The organism is Streptomyces sp. NPDC037389 (genome assembly GCF_040636475.1).
GTDB lineage: Bacteria > Actinomycetota > Actinomycetes > Streptomycetales > Streptomycetaceae > Streptomyces > Streptomyces hesseae.
The window spans coordinates 44,286-61,336 of record NZ_JBEZUS010000002.1 but is presented as its reverse complement, the minus strand read 5'-3'; the positions used below and the strand labels follow the sequence as shown (position 1 = coordinate 61,336).

Sequence of the window (17,051 nt, the reverse complement as noted above, 5' to 3'; positions counted from 1 at the left end):
CGCCGCCCGAAGCGGACGGCCCTCCGATAACCCTCACAGCGCCACGCGCTGCTCCCCGGCGTAGATGTTCATCGACGAGCCCCGCAGGAACCCGATCAGCGTCATCCCCGTCTCGGCCGCCAGGTCCACGGCGAGCGACGACGGCGCCGAGACCGCCGCCAGGACCGGTATCCCGGCCATGACGGCCTTTTGCGCCAGCTCGAAGGATGCGCGCCCGGAGACCATCAGCACGTTCCCGGCCAGTGGCAGCAGCCCCTGGCGCAGCGCGGCACCCACGAGCTTGTCGACGGCGTTGTGCCGGCCCACGTCCTCGCGGACGTCCAGGAGATCGCCGTCGGGCGAGAAGAGGGCCGCCGCGTGCAGCCCGCCGGTGCGGTCGAAGACGCGCTGGGTCTCGCGCAACCGGTCGGGGAGCGCGAAGAGCAGTTCCGGCGCGAGCCGCAGCGGCGCCGGGCCGTCGGTGACCGGCCAGCGGGCGGTGGTGCGCACCGCGTCCAGGCTGGCCTTGCCGCACAGGCCGCAGGAGGAGGTGGTGTAGACGTTGCGTTCGAGGGCGATGTCGGGGACGGGGACGCCGGGGGCCAGCCGGACGTCCACGACGTTGTAGGTGTTGCCGCCGTCGGCGGTCGCCCCGGCGCAGTAGACGATGTTCGCCAGCTCGTCCGCACGGCCCAGGACGCCCTCGCTGACGAGGAAGCCGGCGGCGAGGTCGAAGTCGTCGCCCGGGGTGCGCATGGTGATGGCCAGCGGTTTGCCGTTCAGCCGGATCTCCAGCGGCTCCTCCGCCACCAGGGTGTCCGGGCGGGTGTTCACGGCCCCGTCGCGGACCCGTACCACGCGGCGGCGTGCGGTCACCCGTCCCAAATCGATCAGCCCCCACGGTCGGATACGGCGATGTCAACAGTCCCGGGCAACGCTCTCACGCGTCGCCGGGCGCCGACCTGCCGACCCCCTGCCGGTCGGGCCGCAGCGCGAACGCCCGGTCCGCCGATTCCAGCACCGTGCGCTCCACGGCGTGGATCAGGAGCGTACGGTGCCGCTCCAGCGGCGTCCGCCGGCCCTCGGGGGCCAGCAGCCGCAGGTCGTCGAGGGCGGCCATGAGACGGCGGGTGACCTGTGGGCTGCGGGTGGCGCAGCCGCGGATCTCGGCGAAGCCGAGGTCGACGAGGTCCGTCCACCCCGGCAGGTCCCGCACCAGCCGCACCCGGCCCCGGCGGTCGCGGTGGTGCAGTGCCCCCAGCGGCCGCACGGCGACGGCGGCCAGGAACTGGGTGATCCGGTCCAGGCAGGCGACGGCGGTCGTCGGGTCGTTGACGGCGGGGGACAGGGCCCGCTGGGCGATGTCCGACAGCTGCCGCAGCCCGAACCCCAGGTCCTGGTGAAACGTGCGCTCCACCCCGACCGACACCGTGTACCGCAGCGCCCGCGCGGGCGGCGGCGCACCCCCGTGCACGGTCAGCAGCGGCGTCCCGGGCACCACGAAGTCCCCGATGCGCGGGATCAGCCGCAGCACCACCCCGTGCCGCCGTGCCACCCGCACCAGCCGCGCGATGTGCACGTCCCGCAGCACCCCCGCCCGTCCCCGGTGCACCACCTCACCCCCGGCCGCCGGCAGCTCCGGCGGCCCGGCCTCCGCCACCGCGTGCCTGTCGACCACCCGGAACGACTCCCGGGTGATCCGGTCGATGACATGGCTCACCCGCATCAGCCGCAGCGTGGAGTTCACATAGGCGACGAACAGCGCCAGGCTCAGCAGCACCAGCAGCCCGCACACCGAGGCGGAGATCACCGGCACCGTGGTGATCGTCCGGGGATCGTCATTCGACTCGTACGCCGCCTGCACCAGCAGCGAGAACAGGAACGTCGCCAGGAACACCGTGAACGTGCACTTGGTGATCCGGCTGCGGACATACAGCCGCACGACGCGGGGCGTCATCTGGCCACTGGCCATCTGGAGGGCGACCAGCGAGATCGAGAAGACCACACCGATGAAGGTGAGCATCGCCGAGCCCACCGTCGTGATGATCGTCTTCAGGTCGTCGGCGACCGCGATCAGCGAGGCGATGTCGTCGTACGCCTGCTGTTCCCGCAGGGCGTCGACGAGCAGCCTGTCCAGCTCCAGCACACCCATGCCGAGCAGGACGGCCCCCACCAGCCCCGCGGTCGGGGCGAACCAGAAGGTGTCCCGCAGATGCTCCCGCAACGGCGACAACGGCCGCGGCGAGCGCCGGGAAGCGCCACCGGGCGCGGGGAAGCGGGGAGGGTGTCCCGGATTGCCCATGTACGGACCCTATGCTCCGGACGAAATCCCTGGTGAAAGGCACTCCGAAACCTTGATAGAGTTATCCATGTCGCCGCGGGGAACGCCCCGCAGAGACAAACACCTGGTCCGGGTGGCGGAATGGCAGACGCGCTAGCTTGAGGTGCTAGTGCCCTTTATCGGGCGTGGGGGTTCAAGTCCCCCCTCGGACACCAGCAGAGACCCCAGTTGACCTGGGGTTTTTCTGTTTTCCTGGATCGGTTGACGCGTCGGCGCGACCAGTGCGTGACCAGTAGGATTCGGGACTTCTCGTGACCGGCGGCGTGACTGTCCACGGGACCAGACCGGACGAGGGGCCTGCATCAGGCAGTCTGTTCCATGAGGCTGGCGACCCTTGGATCAGTGACGTGACCCATGAGCCCGACGACCCGAGGATCAGCAAGGCCGATCCGGCTGGTGCTTGAGGCGGCCAGCTTCTTGGCCCCCTCCTTGCGACGCCTGCCGTAGTGAGTGAGGGTGTAGCCCGCCGAGTGGTGCCTTGCGTTCGCGCTCGCCTCCACGGGGTTCTCCTTCTCGTACCGCTGGCGCTCATGCAGCCACCACAGGACGTTCAGCAGGGTCTGATCCACGTAGATGATCGCGTCGGCCTCACCATCCTTGGTCAGCTTCCGCGATCGGTACGAGTTGCCCTCTTCGATCACGACATACCTGAGCTTGATCGAACTCTCGTTCCAGTTGATGAGCGGCCACATCCACCCCAAAGTCTCGCTGCGACGGTTTGAAGTCGCCGCATACGAGGTTGGGGCGGTTGAGATCGTCCACCATCGCGAACGAAGCCATTGACGGCGCGTCTCCCGGGCCCTCGGGGTGCCTCTTTCCGGCCGTGTACGGGTATGAAGATTCCCTACTTCGAAAATTCCCGGGAGTATTTCACGTCGACACGGGCATGAGAGGCACTTGAGGTGGGGAAGCTTGCGGCAGTTTCGCCGGGGATCCTGGGCCGGCGAGCCAGTCGAGGGCTGCAAAACGACCACAGGTTGGTGACCTCGGCCACAGATCGACCCATGGGTGTCACCAAGCCGCCCGGGTCACACCTACGTTATTTGTGAGGCGGTCCTATATAACTAATCAAGGCATGAGAAAGCCCCCTCTTCAAGGAGGGGTCTGTTGATGGGTTCGGACTACTTGGCCTTCTCGTGGACCTCTCAGATGTCGACTTGTCCAGGGAGATAGGTCTGCTGCCACTCCACGGAAGTCATTCGCAGGGCTTCTTCAGCAAGGGCCTGGGCCGACGCGGTCTTGAGCTTCGAGATGCTGCTGTCGATCCAGGGTCCAACGTTCTTGTACCCCTGCTCGCGATACTCGACAGCCTGGATAAGGCACTCAAGCTTGTCGGCGTCGTGCGCGCAAACCACTTCCAGCGAGTCGCCGTTTTCATACTCGCTTACGATGCGTTGCGCAGCAGCCCGGACGGCGGGGTGTGCCGCGGAAACTTGGTCTGCGGTGACCTTCTCGTTCGACGCCGCATCGAGGTACCGCCGGCCGATGTGCGGGATGTCCCCTACCCGAGTCTCCTGCGTGTCGTGCCACAGGCCCAGGAGGGCCGTCTTCGCCGGGTCGGCCCCTTCCATCATGGCCAGGACCGAGCCGATGAGGGCGACCCGGAAGCTGTGTTCGGCGATGGTCTCCGGGTCCTTGACTCCGGCGATCCACCACCCGCTCCTCTTGGCCCGCTTCAGCATGCCCATCTCCAGCAGGAAGCCTGCGGTGCCCTTGGCGTGCTCGGTCTCGTCGGCCATGTGGTGCCCTCCGGTTCGTCAGTTGCCGTATTCGCGTAGACGGTATGTCACGGCTCCGAGCTCCTGTCGAGATCTTGCCGAAACACCACCACCGTCAAGGATGCGTTCGGTGCGCTCGTGTAGGCCGGCGGCGAGCGTTGGCGCGGCCTGCGGCAGCCAAGGACAGGCCGTAAAGAGTGCCCACAGCGAGTGCGCGTATAGCTCGACGTATGTTGGGGCTTCATCAAGCCCTTGAACGAGGAGACGCAGAAGTGTCAGAGGGTCCCAGTCGGTCAGCCTGCGATCAAGCATGAAGCCATCGTCCGTCTGCGGTCCGTGGGCAGCGCCAAGCCAGTAAGCCCAGTAGTTCAAGTTCGCAGCCTCGGCTGCGTCGTCGTCCACTAGGGAACGGTCGATGAAGTCGAGTAGCGGCTGTTGGTCGCCCTGTCGAGCGAGGGCGGCGGCGATGGAGCGGGCCTCCGCCCAGTGCTGGGACCACCCTCGGACAGCCAGCACGCCACGCCGACTGTGCAGGGCGTGAGATGTCCAGGCAGGGGCGTCAAGGCTGCGGTCGTACGAGGTGAGATAGAGCGCCTGACGGCGTAGTAGTGGGGCACTGTCTCCCGCTCTGTGCGCGGCCTCGGCGGTGTCGCGAAGCTGGGCGAACAGGACGGCTCTCTCTCGGACAGGTAGTCGAGGGGCTGCTGGAACCGCACCGCGACGGGTGGGCAAAGGCCTGCTTCCGATTAACGGCGGAGGCGTTCCGTTTACTGCCCAAGCGATCATGTGGGCGGTTGTGCGGGTGTGGACCCATTCCGCGAGGGGATGTCGGTCAGCGCGCTGAGGCGGGTCCAGGGCCGCGCCGACGATGCGGTCAGCGTCCATCGCAGCTCGAAGGAGCCGGGCGACGTCCCGGTCTGCTCCGAGAACCGGTAAGCGCCGTTTCAGGTCCAGAAAGGCCCCGGCCCTCATATTGGCAAGTGGCCGGACACCATCGCCCACGACATGCGAGAGCTGGGAACCGCCCTGGGCCTGCACCCGGCCCGGGAAACGCTCCAGGACGCCGGACCCCGGCTACTTCTGGGTAAAAGGACCAGCAGGCCCATGCTCAACCTCGACGGGACACACCTGCGCGTGCATGTCCCCCCCTGTTCATGCCGACTGGCGGAAGGTCGTCGAGGACAGCGGTACGGCGTGCACCGTCCTTGGCCTCACACCACTGGATCCCCTGGCCACGCACCGGAAGATCGTCAACTACATGCGCAAAGTGGTGAAGCTCGACCTGGCGTACATGGGCCTGTGCCGGCTCCTCGAGAGGCGCACCCTCCACCAGGGCGCACCCCTGACCACTTCGTCGCTGCGGCACTCCTCTGAGGCCGATGTGATGGGCCGGCGTGTCTTCGTCACCAGTTTCGGAGGGATCACCGAGCAGCACCGTTATGGGTCGGCCACAACGTCGGTCCAGAGGGCCGCCGAAGCCAAGCGGTAGCAGAACGCGCCGTGAGGAAGCCTAGGGTGCGTGACGGCCTGGTGAGACAGCCGCGCCTGATCGGACGGCGGCGCCCCCGCGAGCCGCTGTCGAACTACGAGCGCAACATGCAGAGGATCCTCTTCCCGCCTCGGCCGACACTCGGTCAGCAATTGCGACGGGCCGCATACGCGATCGAAGAAGCCTGGCACCGCCATGTGCGGAACCGGGAGCTGTACCGGCGGCTCGACAGCCTTCGCGCCCCGCACCAGGCGACATGTTGGCCTGAGCAGTACACCCCCGAGTTCGCTGAGCGCGGCCTACAGCGCCTCAAGGAAGCCGTGGCTCGTCGAGAGAAAGCCCGAGAGGACTTCCGCTCGCCGTAAGGACAGCCCAGCCAGCCCCCCAAAAAGCTCCGCCTCGCCGGATGGCCACGGGTGACGTGCCTCTTACATATCCCCCGGCAGAAGCGGGAATCGCGCCCGTCCGGTCGTATGAAGGTACGGATTTGCGATCAGACGGGTCAGCAAGTGCGTCACCCCAACAGATGAGGAGAGCACGATGAGTGAAATCCTGGCCCAGGCGGCCACCTCCAGCGGAGCCTTGACCGACCTCGTGTCGGCCGTCCAGGCCGACCCGGCCGACGTGGCGTCCGCCGTTCGTCAGCGCATCGAGGCGTCCCAGCAGTCCGGGCACGTCGTGATGATGGGCGGCTGGACCGACTCCAACCAGTAGTCGGCCCGCTCCCCGCTGAGTCCCAGTGCGCCCGGAGTGGTATTGCCGCTCCGGGCGCACGTCATTAACCCGCACGGAAGGAAGAGGCCATGCATCTGCTCAACGTGGGCCATCTCTACGAGAGCACCGCCCGCTTCGCCCACGCGATTAACGGCAGGTACCCCAACGGCGCGGATGACCTTCGCAACGCGTACGTGGCAGCGATCAACACCCTCCGCCCCGAAGCGCTCCCGGCCAAGCCCGAAGGATTCGCCATCTCCTACGAAGATGGCGGGTGGGCCGCTCACTGCCGGGACAACGGTGTCTTCGCGAACATCGTGGGCCCGTCGACCCCGTCGGCTGGCCCGACCCGCGAAGCCTGGGACAGCTCCATCCGGGAGGCCGTAGAGCTCATCCGCGGCATTCACCCGGACCTCGCCCGACTGGTCGACCTCGTAGTGACCGACGTCGTCGTGTTCAACAGCGGCGTGGACGGCGGGGGGAGCGCCAACAGGATGCCCGGCGTGGTACTCATGAGCCCGGCCGCCAACTGGCAGGTCCTGGACTACGCCATGTGCCTCGTGCACGAAGGCCTACACACCGCCCTCTTCATCCTGGACGCGGTCAACCGCATGTTCAGGCTCCCGCCCGAGACCCTCGAAGAGGAGCAGTACCGGGCCCTATCCGCCGTCAAGATCGGGCAGAAACGCCCGCTGCACGCTGCCTTCCACGCGGCGGCCGCCGCTGTGCCGCTCATGTTCATGGAGTACAGCCAGGGCAAGAACGACCTCGTGCTCAAGTACACGGCCTCACTCCGCGACGCCTGCGAGGACATGCAGACCTTGCGCGAGGTCTGCACGCCGTACAGTCAGATGCTGCTGGACGAGATGTCCGCGTGGGCCAAGACGGACCCGATCGATCTCGACCAGGTGGCCCACGCCCTCAGCAGCTCCGGCTTCGCGGGCTACCGGCCGGCCGCCGCCTGAGCGGATTCGTCACTCGAAGATCAGCCCGGCTTCACGTGCAAGGCTCAGGGCGAGTTCCATGGACCCCGGGCCTTGCACGACCGCGCCCTTCAGGCTCGCGGAGCCTCCCACGTCGATCAGAGTGCAGTTCTCGAAGCGGACACTCCCCACCTGCACGTTGGCGAACTGTGCACCCGTGAGGTCGCAGCGTTCGAAGAGCACGTTGTGCAGATGCGCACCCTGGAAGTCCACCCCGGGCATTTTGCAGTCGGTGAATCGGACCGCATACACCTTCGACTGCCGGAACATCGCGGGACCGCTCGGGCAGTTCTCAAAGTGAACGTCGCGCAGGGTTGCCGAGCGCCAGGACGAGCCAGTGATCCGGCTCCCGGTGACGCGGCATCGGATGAGGGACACATCGAGCCCGCGGAACTGAGCGAAGTCACAGGTATCGAACTCGGCATCGGAAATCTGGCTGTTACGAAGTTCAGTGCCCGTGAACCGGGAGCCCTCGAACCGGCACCCTTCCATCTCCACGGCTTCGGCAGACAGGCCAGCGAAGACCGTACCGACGTATCGGACGCCCTTGATGATCGCGTCGTCTTTCAGCGCGTCAGGCGCCTCGTTCGCCGACCGGAGAGAGCTCGCCAGTCTGGGCTTCTCCGGGTTCTTGACGCGAACGACCCGCTGGCCCTGGCTCATGACACGCGTCATCAACGTGATCCGCTCTCTCGGGGGTGCCCCGAGTCTAGGGACCCCGCACCTCGACGGGCGGCTACTTGCAGGACCCGAACGGGGGAGTCCGCGGGTTGCGCCCCTATTCGTCCGTTGCCTCACGGTCCTTCACGTACGTTCCCCGCTTCGGAACCGTGTAGACGTACCCCAGGTCGCGCGGATGTGCGACGGCGTTCGGCGCAGTGTTGCGGGCCACGCCGTACTGCTGAACGAGTTCGTTTTCGGACGGGAGTGGACTGCCCGGCGTCAGCAAGCCGGCCTCGATGTCCTGGATCAGATACGCCGCGATCTGCCGACAGGGCGGATGCTGTACCTCAGCCCCGACACGGCGATCACGCCCGCAAGGGCCTGGACCGCACGGGAGCAGGTATGAGATGCCCCCGCTGCGGTGCCGCGCTGGAGAGGTACGTCGAGCGCGCTAGGGCCTGTGCGGAGTCGTGATCGGCGTGTCGGTAGAACATTCGTGTGGTGAGACGCGAGCTGAGCGATGACGAGTGGGTGTTGGTGGAGCCGTTGCTGCCGATAGGCGAGTACGGGCCGTATCCCCACCGGTTACGGGACCAGTTCGAGGGCGTGATCTGGCGGTTTCGTACCGGGAGCCAGTGGCGGGAGATGCCGGAGGAGTTCGGGTCCTGGTCCACGGTCTACGTCCGGTTCCGTCAATGGCGCGATGCCGGGGGTGTTCCAGGCCCTGATGGAGGGCATGACCGCCGAGGCCGCGCGGCGCGGGCAGAGGTGGACCTGTCGCTGGTCAGCGTGGACTCCACGACCGTCCCTGCGCATCACGACGCGGCGGGCGCACGGGTGGGTGAGGACGTCCTGACCGCCCTGGAGAACGCCGCCGAGCAGTCAAAGGGGGCCGCAGAAAGGCACAAAAGGTTCAAGACGGTGCGGAAGTCGCTGGTGCGGCCGACCCCGCTCGCGCCGAGCGGCGCCGGGTCCGTCGACGGCGCCGCGCGCGGCTGCAGGCTGCCGCCCTCGGGCGCTCGCGGGGCGGGCTGACCAGCAAGATTCATCTCTTCGCGGACCGCAGGTGCCGCCCGCTGTCGTTCGTGTTGACCGCGGGGCAGGCAGCGGACAGCCCGCAGTTCGTCCCCGTCGTGCGCAAGATCCGCGTGCGCGGGTCCGTAGGCCGTCCCCGCACCCGGCCCGACGCGGTCGCGGGCGACAAGACATCCCACGCGGATAAGTGTCAAGCTGTCGCTGTAGTTAGCCCGCGTACATACTCGTCCCGCCGCAACCGAGCCCACCTGCGCCAACGCGGCATCAAGGCGGTGATCCCGGAGAAGAAGGACCAGGCCGCCAACCGGAAGAGGAAGGGATCCGGGGGCGGTCGGCCCGTCAGCCACGACGCCGACCTCTACAAAGAGAGGAAATACCGTCGAGCGCCTGATCAACAAGCTCAAGGCCTGGCGCGGCATCGCCACCCGCTACGACAAGACCCCCGAGAGCTACCTCGCAGCACTCCACCTCCGCGGCGCGATCATCTGGCTCCGCAGTCTCCGGTCCGCATGGTGACACGCGACCGCTCCTAAAGCGCGAGCTTGAACCCTTCATGGCTGCGTGCGAATCCCAGTGCGGCATAGAAGCGGTGTGCGGCCTCACGCTGCTTGTTACTGGTCAGCTGCACCAGCGCGCAGCCACGCGAGCGTGCTCTCGTGATCGCGTGCGCCATCAAGGTCCGGCCGAGCCCGTCCGCACGCCGGTCCGCGCGGATTCGCACCGCCTCGACCAGGGCGCGCTCGGCACCGCCCTTGCCAAGTCCCGGAATGTAAGTCGCCTGCAGGCACCCCACCACCGTGCCGCCGTCCTCCACCAGGACCAGCATCTCGTTGCGTGGGTCCGTGTCGATCGCCACGAAGGCGCGCTCATACGCCTCCGTCACCACAACGGTCGCCGGGTCTACCACCTGGTCTTCGTCGGCGAGCAGGGCCAGTACCGCAGGCAGGTCGGCACGGGTCGCGGGACGCAGGGTATGAGCAGGCAGAGGCTCAGTGACAGCAGACATGGCTCAGACCCTAACCGGCCTCTCATCGGCGGACTTCAGCCCCATCCCGTGATCACGACTCCGCACAGGCCCTAGCGGCCCCGGCATCGTGATCAAGTCGCGGCACACCTGCCCCGCCCCTACCTCGAGGCCCTCCACAAACTGAAGAACTGCGCACACAGCCCCCCGCCGGCCTAGCCAGCGGGGGTTTCTTTGCGATCACGGCACAGGAGGGCAGTGACTACTTGTCGACGGTCATGTCTTCATAGACGATCGTGATCTTCTCGATCGACGGGTCGGTGTTGCCCGCCTGCATGGCCGGCCCCTCCCACGACGAGGCCCAAGCGTTAAGCAGGGTGAAGCGAAGAACCGGCTTCTTCGCCCCGTCAAGCGCCGAAATCGAGATGTTCGCCCGCTCAGGGTCGGCACCCTGCTGAGCTGCCGTCTGGGTGACCCAGTCGATCCACTGCTTGGAAGCATCCGTGGGCCGGGACAAGGTGAGGTCGGGGAGCTGCCTGTTGCCGGGGAGCCTCCCGGTGAGGAGCTTTCCCGATGGTGTGACTGACTGTGCGTCGGGGGCATCCTGTCCAAACGGCAGGCCCTCGACTGCCTGATAGGTCGCTACCCTGAACTTGCCCAGTTCCACGGCAAAGACGTCCGTCCGGATCGGGTCACCGACAGCCATGCGAGCTCCTCTCAGTCGCACACCCCGCACCGCGGTCCAGGCCACCGAGGCCCAGGCGCGAGGTGCCTCTCCGCCTCCAGTCGCAGGAGGTTCCCCCCTCCGCCCCAGCGCCATGCACCAAGCGTGGATACGGACCACGAACGGGCGACGCGTCTTGGCGGCGGTCGTTCCAGACGAGGATCGCGCGCTGGCGCCCACGTGACCAGCGCGTGACCAGTAGCCCCCAGGAGTATCCGGAAACACGCAGGAAAAACCAGGCGTCATGGGCGGCAGCCAAGCCCCTTCAAGCTGATGTTTCCGCAGGTCAGATGGCATGCGGGCTGGTGCCCGAGAGGAGAGTTCAAGTCCCCCTCGGACACAATGAAAACCCCAGCTGAGCTGGGGTTTTTCTGTTTTCCTGGTACGGACGGGACGTCTGACGGAGGGAAACACGATGGCCAGGGCCAAGAGGACGGACACGCGGGCGCCCGCTCCGCACGTCGCCGACAGTCACGATCTGATCCGTGTGTACGGAGCGCGCGAGAACAATCTCAAGGACGTCGGCATCGAGATCCCCAAGCGCCGGCTGACCGTGTTCACCGGTGTCTCCGGCTCGGGGAAGAGCTCGCTGGTGTTCGACACGATCGCCGCGGAGTCGCAGCGGCTGATCAATGAGACCTACAGCGCCTTCGTCCAGGGCTTCATGCCCACCCCGGCGCGGCCCGAGGTCGACGTCCTCGACGGGCTGACCACCGTGATCGGCGTCGACCAGCAGCGGATGGGCGGCGACCCCCGTTCCACGGTGGGGACCGCCACCGACGCCAACGCGATGCTGCGCATCCTCTTCAGCCGGCTCGGGAAGCCGCACATCGGGCCGCCCAGCGCGTACGCCTTCAACGTGCCCTCGGTGCGGGCGAGTGGGGCGATCACGGTGGAGCGCGGGGCCAGGAAGGCGGTGAAGGCGACGTTCAGTCGCACCGGCGGTATGTGTCCGCGCTGCGAGGGCCGGGGTGCGGTCACCGATCTGGACCTCACCCAGCTCTACGACGACTCCAAGTCGCTTTCCGAGGGCGCGTTGACCGTCCCCGGTTACAAGGCGGGCGGCTGGAATCACCGGCTCTACAGCGAGTCGGGTTTCTACGACGCGGACAAGCCGATCCGCGAGTACACCAAGCGGGAGCTGCACGACTTCCTCCACCGCGAGCCGACCAGAATGAAGATCGCGGGTATCAACATGACCTACGAGGGGCTGATCCCGAGGATCCAGAAGTCGATGCTCGCCAAGGACCGGGAGGGGATGCAGCCGCACATCCGGGAGTTCGTGGACCGGGCGGTCACCTTCACCACCTGCCCCGACTGCGACGGCACCCGGCTGAGCGAGGGGGCCCGGTCGTCGAAGGTCGCGGGGATCAGCATCGCCGACGCGTGCGCGATGCAGATCAGCGACCTGGCCGAGTGGGCACGCGGCCTCGACGAGCCGTCGGTGGGGCCGCTGCTCGGCAAGCTTCGGCACAGCCTCGACGCGTTCTCGGAGATCGGCCTGGGCTATCTCGCGCTCGACCGGCCGGCGGGCACCCTGTCGGGCGGCGAGGCGCAGCGCGTCAAGATGATCCGCCATCTCGGCTCCTCGCTCACCGATGTCACCTATGTCTTCGACGAGCCCACCACGGGCCTGCACCCCCATGACATCCGGCGGATGAACGACCTGCTGCTGCGGCTGCGCGACAAGGGCAACACGGTGCTCGTCGTGGAGCACGAGCCGGAGACGATCGCGATCGCCGACCACGTCGTCGACCTCGGCCCCGGCGCCGGTACGGAGGGCGGCACCGTCTGCTTCGAGGGCACCGTCGAGGGGCTGCGAGCCGGCGGCACCATCACCGGCCGGCACCTCGACGACCGGACCGCCGTCAAGGAGACGGTACGCAAGCCCACGGGTACGTTGCCGGTGCGCGGCGCTACGGCGCACAACCTGCGCGGTGTCGACGTCGATATCCCGCTCGGGGTGCTCGTCGCCGTCACCGGCGTCGCCGGCTCCGGCAAGAGCTCGCTCGTGCACGGGTCCATCCCGGCCTCGGAGGGTGTGGTGTCGGTCGACCAGACGCCCATCCGGGGCTCGCGGCGCAGCAACCCGGCCACGTACACCGGGCTGCTCGACCCGATCCGCAAGGCGTTCGCGAAGGCCAATGACGTCAAGCCCGCGCTGTTCAGCGCCAACTCCGAGGGCGCCTGCCCCACCTGCAACGGCGCCGGCGTCGTCTACACCGATCTGGCGATGATGGCGGGCGTCGCCACCACCTGCGAGGACTGCGAGGGCAAGCGGTTCCAGGCGTCGGTGCTGGAGCACCACCTCGGCGGCCGCGACATCAGCGAGGTGCTCGCGATGCCGGTGACCGAGGCCGAGGAGTTCTTCGGCTCCGGTGAGGCGCGCACCCCCGCCGCGCACCGGATCCTCCGGCGGCTGGCCGATGTCGGGCTCGGCTACCTCAGCCTCGGCCAGCCGCTGACCACGCTGTCCGGCGGTGAGCGGCAGCGGCTGAAGCTGGCCACCCATATGGCCGACAAGGGCGGCGGCCGATCCGTCTTCGTACTCGACGAACCGACCACCGGACTGCACCTCGCCGACGTCGAGCAGCTGCTCGGCCTGCTCGACCGCCTCGTCGACTCCGGCAAATCGGTGATCGTCGTCGAGCATCACCAGGCGGTCATGGCGCACGCCGACTGGATCATCGACCTCGGCCCCGGCGCCGGCCACGACGGCGGCCGGATCGTCTTCGAGGGCACCCCAGCCGACCTCGTCGCCGCCCGCTCCACCCTCACCGGCGAGCACCTCGCGGCCTACGCCGGCGCCTGACCGGCACGCCGTGTCGTCGCGGCGGGCCGCCCGGCGCGGATGAGCGGATGATGGGTCCCATGGCGGACGCCGAGGTAGCCGAGGTACCGGTACTGATCGTCGGCGGTGGGCCGGTCGGGCTCACCGCCCGGGCGCTCCTGGAGCACTGGGGCGTACGGACCCTGCTCGTCGAGAAACGCGGCGAGCTGTCGCCCTTCCCCCGGTCCCGGCTGGTCAACGTGCGCTCGATGGAGATCTTCCGCGGGCTCGGGCTCGCCGGCGCGATCGTGGCCGCCGGGTTCGCGCCGGAGTACGGCCGCGTCCGCTTCCGCGACACCCTCCACGACCGCGACTTCGCGACGGCGGCGATGGCCGGGGTCGACGCCCCGGTCCCCGAGAGCCCCGTGACCGGCGTGCTCACTTCCCAGGACCGCCTCGAACCCACGCTGCTCGCGGCTGCGGACGCGGCGGACGCGCCGGTGCGGTTCGGGACCGAGCTCGTCGATCTGACCGAAGAGGCCGACGGCGTCGTGGCTTCGCTCGTCGACCGCGGCGTCGGTGCGGAGACCCGCGTCCGGGCCCGTTACGTCCTCGCCGCCGACGGCGCGAACTCCACCGTCCGGCAACGGCTGGGCATCGGCACCGCCGGCCCCGGGGCGATGGGGGACTTCACCACCGTCGTCTTCGACGCCGACCTCGACCGCTGGTGCGCCCGGCGGCCGGCCGGCGTCTACTTCACCACGCACGGGATGTTCGCCCCGCTCTACCCCGAAGGGGGCTGGGCCTGGTTCGTCCCCACTCCCGAGGACGCCGCGAGCGCCGACTGGCCCGGCCTCGTCTCACGCGCCCTCGGTCCCGGCGCCGATGAACGCGTCGACGTGTCGCGGGTCCAGCACTGGGTGATGAACGCGTTCGTCGCCGAACGCTTCCGCCACGGCCGGATCCTGCTGGCCGGCGACGCCGCGCACGCGGTGCCCATCACGGGCGGCCTGGGCATGAACGCAGGCCTGTCCGACGCGCACAACCTGTGCTGGAAACTGGCCGGCGTGCTCAACGGATGGGCCGGACCCGGCCTGTTGGAGACGTACGAGGCGGAACGGCACCCCGTCGCCCACCGGACGCTCCAGCAGGCGGTGGCCAACACCCAGCTCATGCTCCGGGTGCAAAAACGCCGCCGCGAGCAGATCCGGGCCGGTGAAGCGGCGTCGGACCGGGTCGAACTTCCCTGGTCGGACCGTTACTTCGCCCAGCTCGGCCTCGTGCTCGGCGTCACGTACCGTTCCGGCGCGGTCCTCGCCGACAGCGGCGGTACGGACTCCGACGGCGGCGGTACGGACTCCGACAGCCGTACGGACTACCTCCCCACCGCCGAGCCGGGCCGCCGCCTGCCGCACCTGTGGCTCACGGAGCATCGCTCCACTCTCGACGCGTGCGGTGAGTGGTTCACGCTCCTGACCCCGGACCCCGCCCGCTGGGTGCGCCGGACCGCCGCGCCGTGGCCGTTGCGCGTCGAGCCCCTTCCCGACGAGCACACCGACGCGTGCGGCCTCGGCCCGTACGGAGCGCTGCTCGTCCGGCCCGACGGCCACATCGCCGCCCGCTGGCACGACCGCCCACCGGGCGACTCCGCCCTCCACAACGCCCTCGCCGCCGTCACCGGTTCGGTACCGGGATGACGGCGGCGAGGGCGTTGTGGCTGTGATGCGGCGCGGTCAGTCGCCGATGGCGGTCCAGTCGTCGCCGTCCTGGATGGCCGGGACGGCGGGGCTGGCGCTCCAGTTGACCTTGCCGGTGCAGCCCTTGCCCGAGTAGGCCTTGATGTAGATCTGGCCCTGCCACCACCAGTCGCGGAGCTTGTTGACGGTGTCGGGGGTGTTGAAGCAGTGCTCGACGATCACGTCGTCCTGGTTGTGGCCGCGGACGTATATCGAGTTCGCGATGTGCTTGTTGTCGTGGAACTCGATCTGCTGGCCGCCGGATCCGGCGAACGCCGTGCCGCTCGCGATCGCCACCCCCGCGATGCCGATCGCTGCCGTCGTGGTGACCTTGCGCAGAAGGCTTCGGGTGCTCATCGTCGCATCAGCCCTTGATGTGGTCGCTGACGCCGTAGTAGTCGCTGCCCCACTGCGCGGGGATGTCGACGTTACGGCTCCAGGTGGCGGGGCCCTTGCAGCCCTTGCTCCCGTAGGAGACGAGGGTGACCTTGCCCTTCCACCACCAGCCGGTGAGAGGGGTGTCGTAGGCCGGGGTGTCCCAGCAGCCCGCCGCGATCTGCCCGTTCTGGTTGGTGCCGTAGACCCAGACGGACTCGGCGATGTGGTTCTTGTCGAAGAACTCGATCTGCTGGCCGTTGGACCCGGCGGCCGCGGTGCCGGCCGCACCGGCCACACCGGCGACGGCGAGGGCGAGCGCACCGGCGCTCTTGGCCATCCTGCTCTTGAGCTTCATGTCTGCGTGCTGTCCTTGTCTGTGGCGGAGCGTGTGTCAGAGCGTGTGGGGGTGCCGTCAGTCGGCGATGTAGAACCAGTCGTCGCTCTGGGACGTGGGGACCTTCGGCTGCCGGTCCGGCTGCCACAGCAGGTCGCCGCAGCCGCCGTCGCCGTATCCCTTGATGTCGAGTCGGCCCTTCCACCACCAGCCACCCAGGTTGGTGTCCCCGCCCTGGGCGACGGGGAAGCAGTGGGAGACGTACTGGCCGTTCTGGTTGAGGCCCGCGATCCGGACGGAGGCCACGCCCGCCCGGTCGTGGAAGGTGATCTGCTGGCCGTTGCCGCCGGCCCAGGCCGGGCCGGTGAGCGCGGCGACCGCGCCGGTGGCCAGGACGGTGGCGGTGAGGCCCTTGACGATCGTGTTCTTGATGGTCATCGGTGAGCGTTCTTTCCCCGTGTCGATCGGTGTTCTAGTCGGTGATCTCGTACCAGTCGTCCGGCTGCCGCGCCGGTATCTCGTGGATCCCCTGGAAGACGACCTCACCGCTGCACTGCGCGCCGGTGTAGTCGATGACCTCCACGTCGTCCTTCCACCACCAGCCGGTGAGCCGGGTGTCGGAACCGGGGACCACGGAGAAGCAGTGGGAGACCCAGCCGCCCTTCTGGTTGTGGCCCACGAGCTTCACGGACCGGACGTCCCCACGCCGGTCGATGAAGTGGACCTGCTGCCCGTTGCTCCCGGCGAAGGCCGGTGCCGGTACGGCACAGGCGAGCGCGACGGCGGTGAGCAGACCGGCGGCCGCCACCGGGACGGCCCTGCCCGGCGTCAGTCCCATACGTGGTACCAGTCCTCGGACTGCGACACCGGCACGGTCAGGCCGAAGCCGTCCACGTGGGAGCCGGTGCAGCCGGAACCGCCGAAGCGGTCGAAGGTGACGTCGCCCTTCCACCACCAGCCGGCGAACCAGTTCCCGGAGCCGGGGGTGTCGAAGCACCTGGCGACCCGGGCACCGCTCTGATTGGTGCCGGAGACCCGTACCGAACGGGTGTGGTTGTCACCGGACTTGTGGTAGACGATCTGCTGCCCGTTCGTCCCGGCCCAAGCGGTGCCGCCGGTGGCGATGCCACCGCCGACCGCGAGCGCGACGGCGCCCGCCGTCACCATCGCCTTTCTGGCCCAGCCCATGCTGATGTCCTGTTCTGAGAAGGAGGTGGGGTTTC

Annotated in this window: 20 protein-coding genes, 1 tRNA gene and 1 pseudogene; 8 read left to right on the top strand and 14 right to left on the bottom strand. The window is 68.4% G+C overall.

The features are described 5' to 3' along the window. Window positions 1–33 precede the first annotated feature (33 nt). Complete coding sequence (fdhD, locus tag AB0E98_RS03845; protein WP_361698281.1) at window positions 34–864, bottom strand: formate dehydrogenase accessory sulfurtransferase FdhD; 831 nt, start codon at window positions 862–864, stop codon at window positions 34–36. A 55-nt stretch (window positions 865–919) separates the two neighbouring features. Continuing rightward, window positions 920–2,281 carry a DUF2254 domain-containing protein gene (locus tag AB0E98_RS03840; RefSeq protein ID WP_361698279.1) on the bottom strand — a complete coding sequence of 454 codons (1,362 nt, stop codon included), beginning with the start codon at window positions 2,279–2,281 and terminating at the stop codon, window positions 920–922. A 106-nt stretch (window positions 2,282–2,387) separates the two neighbouring features. On the opposite strand from AB0E98_RS03840, the gene AB0E98_RS03835 reads away from it, so the two are divergent. Continuing rightward, a tRNA-Leu gene (locus tag AB0E98_RS03835) sits at window positions 2,388–2,475 on the top strand. 147 nt (window positions 2,476–2,622) lie between these two features. Here AB0E98_RS03835 and AB0E98_RS03830 read toward each other — a convergent pair. The 3 genes from AB0E98_RS03830 to AB0E98_RS03820 form a co-directional block, all read right to left on the bottom strand. Next, window positions 2,623–3,012, bottom strand: a complete 390-nt coding sequence (locus AB0E98_RS03830; RefSeq protein WP_361698277.1) for a hypothetical protein — start codon at window positions 3,010–3,012, stop codon at window positions 2,623–2,625. A gap of 453 nt (window positions 3,013–3,465) precedes the next feature. Next, window positions 3,466–4,059 carry an HD domain-containing protein gene (locus tag AB0E98_RS03825; protein ID WP_361698275.1) on the bottom strand — a complete coding sequence of 198 codons (594 nt, stop codon included), beginning with the start codon at window positions 4,057–4,059 and terminating at the stop codon, window positions 3,466–3,468. Window positions 4,060–4,077: 18 nt separating this feature from the next. Further along, complete coding sequence (locus tag AB0E98_RS03820) at window positions 4,078–4,554, bottom strand: hypothetical protein (protein ID WP_361698273.1); 477 nt, start codon at window positions 4,552–4,554, stop codon at window positions 4,078–4,080. 622 nt (window positions 4,555–5,176) lie between these two features. Between AB0E98_RS03820 and AB0E98_RS03815 the strand changes: the two genes are divergently transcribed. From AB0E98_RS03815 to AB0E98_RS03800, 4 genes are all read left to right on the top strand, one after another. Then, window positions 5,177–5,527, top strand: coding sequence for a hypothetical protein (locus AB0E98_RS03815; protein ID WP_361698271.1), 351 nt, complete (start codon window positions 5,177–5,179; stop codon window positions 5,525–5,527). A gap of 26 nt (window positions 5,528–5,553) precedes the next feature. Further along, window positions 5,554–5,892 (top strand): hypothetical protein, encoded by a 339-nt coding sequence (locus AB0E98_RS03810; RefSeq protein WP_361698269.1) that lies wholly within the window; start codon window positions 5,554–5,556, stop codon window positions 5,890–5,892. A gap of 175 nt (window positions 5,893–6,067) precedes the next feature. Next, entirely contained in the window at window positions 6,068–6,241 is a 174-nt protein-coding gene (locus tag AB0E98_RS03805) for a hypothetical protein (RefSeq protein ID WP_361698267.1), read from the top strand. An 89-nt stretch (window positions 6,242–6,330) separates the two neighbouring features. Next, entirely contained in the window at window positions 6,331–7,206 is an 876-nt protein-coding gene (locus AB0E98_RS03800; RefSeq protein WP_361698265.1) for an HEXXH motif-containing putative peptide modification protein, read from the top strand. A 9-nt stretch (window positions 7,207–7,215) separates the two neighbouring features. On the opposite strand, the gene AB0E98_RS03795 is transcribed toward AB0E98_RS03800, so the two are convergent. Together AB0E98_RS03795 and AB0E98_RS03790 are read right to left on the bottom strand one after the other, a co-directional pair. After that, window positions 7,216–7,887, bottom strand: a complete 672-nt coding sequence (locus AB0E98_RS03795) for a pentapeptide repeat-containing protein (protein ID WP_361698263.1) — start codon at window positions 7,885–7,887, stop codon at window positions 7,216–7,218. Between the two features lie 115 nt (window positions 7,888–8,002). Next, complete coding sequence (locus AB0E98_RS03790) at window positions 8,003–8,209, bottom strand: winged helix-turn-helix domain-containing protein (protein ID WP_361699310.1); 207 nt, start codon at window positions 8,207–8,209, stop codon at window positions 8,003–8,005. Window positions 8,210–8,385: 176 nt separating this feature from the next. Between AB0E98_RS03790 and AB0E98_RS03785 the strand changes: the two are divergent. After that, window positions 8,386–9,438: pseudogene (locus AB0E98_RS03785) on the top strand (IS5 family transposase). 13 nt (window positions 9,439–9,451) lie between these two features. Here AB0E98_RS03785 and AB0E98_RS03780 read toward each other — a convergent pair. Both AB0E98_RS03780 and AB0E98_RS03775 read right to left on the bottom strand, forming a co-directional pair. Continuing rightward, a complete protein-coding gene (locus AB0E98_RS03780) occupies window positions 9,452–9,928 on the bottom strand; it encodes a GNAT family N-acetyltransferase (protein ID WP_361698261.1) in 477 nt (158 codons plus the stop codon). Between the two features lie 220 nt (window positions 9,929–10,148). Next, on the bottom strand, window positions 10,149–10,592 hold the full coding sequence (locus AB0E98_RS03775) for a phage tail protein (RefSeq protein WP_361698259.1): 444 nt from the start codon (window positions 10,590–10,592) through the stop codon (window positions 10,149–10,151). 433 nt (window positions 10,593–11,025) lie between these two features. Between AB0E98_RS03775 and AB0E98_RS03770 the strand changes: the two genes are divergently transcribed. Both AB0E98_RS03770 and AB0E98_RS03765 read left to right on the top strand, forming a co-directional pair. Then, a complete protein-coding gene (locus AB0E98_RS03770) occupies window positions 11,026–13,422 on the top strand; it encodes an excinuclease ABC subunit UvrA (RefSeq protein WP_361698257.1) in 2,397 nt (798 codons plus the stop codon). Between the two features lie 59 nt (window positions 13,423–13,481). Then, window positions 13,482–15,077, top strand: a complete 1,596-nt coding sequence (locus AB0E98_RS03765) for an FAD-dependent monooxygenase (RefSeq protein WP_361698255.1) — start codon at window positions 13,482–13,484, stop codon at window positions 15,075–15,077. 36 nt (window positions 15,078–15,113) lie between these two features. Here AB0E98_RS03765 and AB0E98_RS03760 read toward each other — a convergent pair whose 3' ends face one another. From AB0E98_RS03760 to AB0E98_RS03740, 5 genes are read right to left on the bottom strand one after another with little or no spacing between them, the layout of a single operon-like run. Continuing rightward, a complete protein-coding gene (locus AB0E98_RS03760; protein WP_361698253.1) occupies window positions 15,114–15,473 on the bottom strand; it encodes a hypothetical protein in 360 nt (119 codons plus the stop codon). Window positions 15,474–15,480: 7 nt separating this feature from the next. Continuing rightward, on the bottom strand, window positions 15,481–15,849 hold the full coding sequence (locus AB0E98_RS03755; RefSeq protein ID WP_361698251.1) for a hypothetical protein: 369 nt from the start codon (window positions 15,847–15,849) through the stop codon (window positions 15,481–15,483). A 57-nt stretch (window positions 15,850–15,906) separates the two neighbouring features. Next, on the bottom strand, window positions 15,907–16,266 hold the full coding sequence (locus AB0E98_RS03750) for a hypothetical protein (RefSeq protein WP_361698249.1): 360 nt from the start codon (window positions 16,264–16,266) through the stop codon (window positions 15,907–15,909). A 34-nt stretch (window positions 16,267–16,300) separates the two neighbouring features. Beyond that, window positions 16,301–16,666 carry a hypothetical protein gene (locus AB0E98_RS03745; protein WP_361698247.1) on the bottom strand — a complete coding sequence of 122 codons (366 nt, stop codon included), beginning with the start codon at window positions 16,664–16,666 and terminating at the stop codon, window positions 16,301–16,303. After that, entirely contained in the window at window positions 16,657–17,016 is a 360-nt protein-coding gene (locus tag AB0E98_RS03740; RefSeq protein WP_361698245.1) for a hypothetical protein, read from the bottom strand. Before AB0E98_RS03740 ends, AB0E98_RS03745 begins: the two co-directional genes overlap by 10 nt. Window positions 17,017–17,051: the final 35 nt, after the last annotated feature.

Excerpts from the sequence above, each read along its gene's own strand:
- AB0E98_RS03765 (WP_361698255.1), top strand. The coding sequence starts at position 13,482 with ATGGCGGACGCCGAGGTAGCCGAGGTACCGGTACTGATCGTCGGCGGT.
- AB0E98_RS03780 (WP_361698261.1), bottom strand. The coding sequence starts at position 9,928 with ATGTCTGCTGTCACTGAGCCTCTGCCTGCTCATACCCTGCGTCCCGCG.
- AB0E98_RS03745 (WP_361698247.1), bottom strand. The coding sequence starts at position 16,666 with ATGGGACTGACGCCGGGCAGGGCCGTCCCGGTGGCGGCCGCCGGTCTG.
- AB0E98_RS03750 (WP_361698249.1), bottom strand. The coding sequence starts at position 16,266 with ATGACCATCAAGAACACGATCGTCAAGGGCCTCACCGCCACCGTCCTG.
- AB0E98_RS03800 (WP_361698265.1), top strand. The coding sequence starts at position 6,331 with ATGCATCTGCTCAACGTGGGCCATCTCTACGAGAGCACCGCCCGCTTC.
- AB0E98_RS03830 (WP_361698277.1), bottom strand. The coding sequence starts at position 3,012 with ATGTGGCCGCTCATCAACTGGAACGAGAGTTCGATCAAGCTCAGGTAT.
- AB0E98_RS03760 (WP_361698253.1), bottom strand. The coding sequence starts at position 15,473 with ATGAGCACCCGAAGCCTTCTGCGCAAGGTCACCACGACGGCAGCGATC.
- AB0E98_RS03770 (WP_361698257.1), top strand. The coding sequence starts at position 11,026 with ATGGCCAGGGCCAAGAGGACGGACACGCGGGCGCCCGCTCCGCACGTC.
- AB0E98_RS03840 (WP_361698279.1), bottom strand. The coding sequence starts at position 2,281 with ATGGGCAATCCGGGACACCCTCCCCGCTTCCCCGCGCCCGGTGGCGCT.
- AB0E98_RS03825 (WP_361698275.1), bottom strand. The coding sequence starts at position 4,059 with ATGGCCGACGAGACCGAGCACGCCAAGGGCACCGCAGGCTTCCTGCTG.
- AB0E98_RS03815 (WP_361698271.1), top strand. The coding sequence starts at position 5,177 with ATGTCCCCCCCTGTTCATGCCGACTGGCGGAAGGTCGTCGAGGACAGC.
- AB0E98_RS03805 (WP_361698267.1), top strand. The coding sequence starts at position 6,068 with ATGAGTGAAATCCTGGCCCAGGCGGCCACCTCCAGCGGAGCCTTGACC.
- AB0E98_RS03795 (WP_361698263.1), bottom strand. The coding sequence starts at position 7,887 with ATGAGCCAGGGCCAGCGGGTCGTTCGCGTCAAGAACCCGGAGAAGCCC.
- AB0E98_RS03755 (WP_361698251.1), bottom strand. The coding sequence starts at position 15,849 with ATGAAGCTCAAGAGCAGGATGGCCAAGAGCGCCGGTGCGCTCGCCCTC.
- AB0E98_RS03740 (WP_361698245.1), bottom strand. The coding sequence starts at position 17,016 with ATGGGCTGGGCCAGAAAGGCGATGGTGACGGCGGGCGCCGTCGCGCTC.
- AB0E98_RS03775 (WP_361698259.1), bottom strand. The coding sequence starts at position 10,592 with ATGGCTGTCGGTGACCCGATCCGGACGGACGTCTTTGCCGTGGAACTG.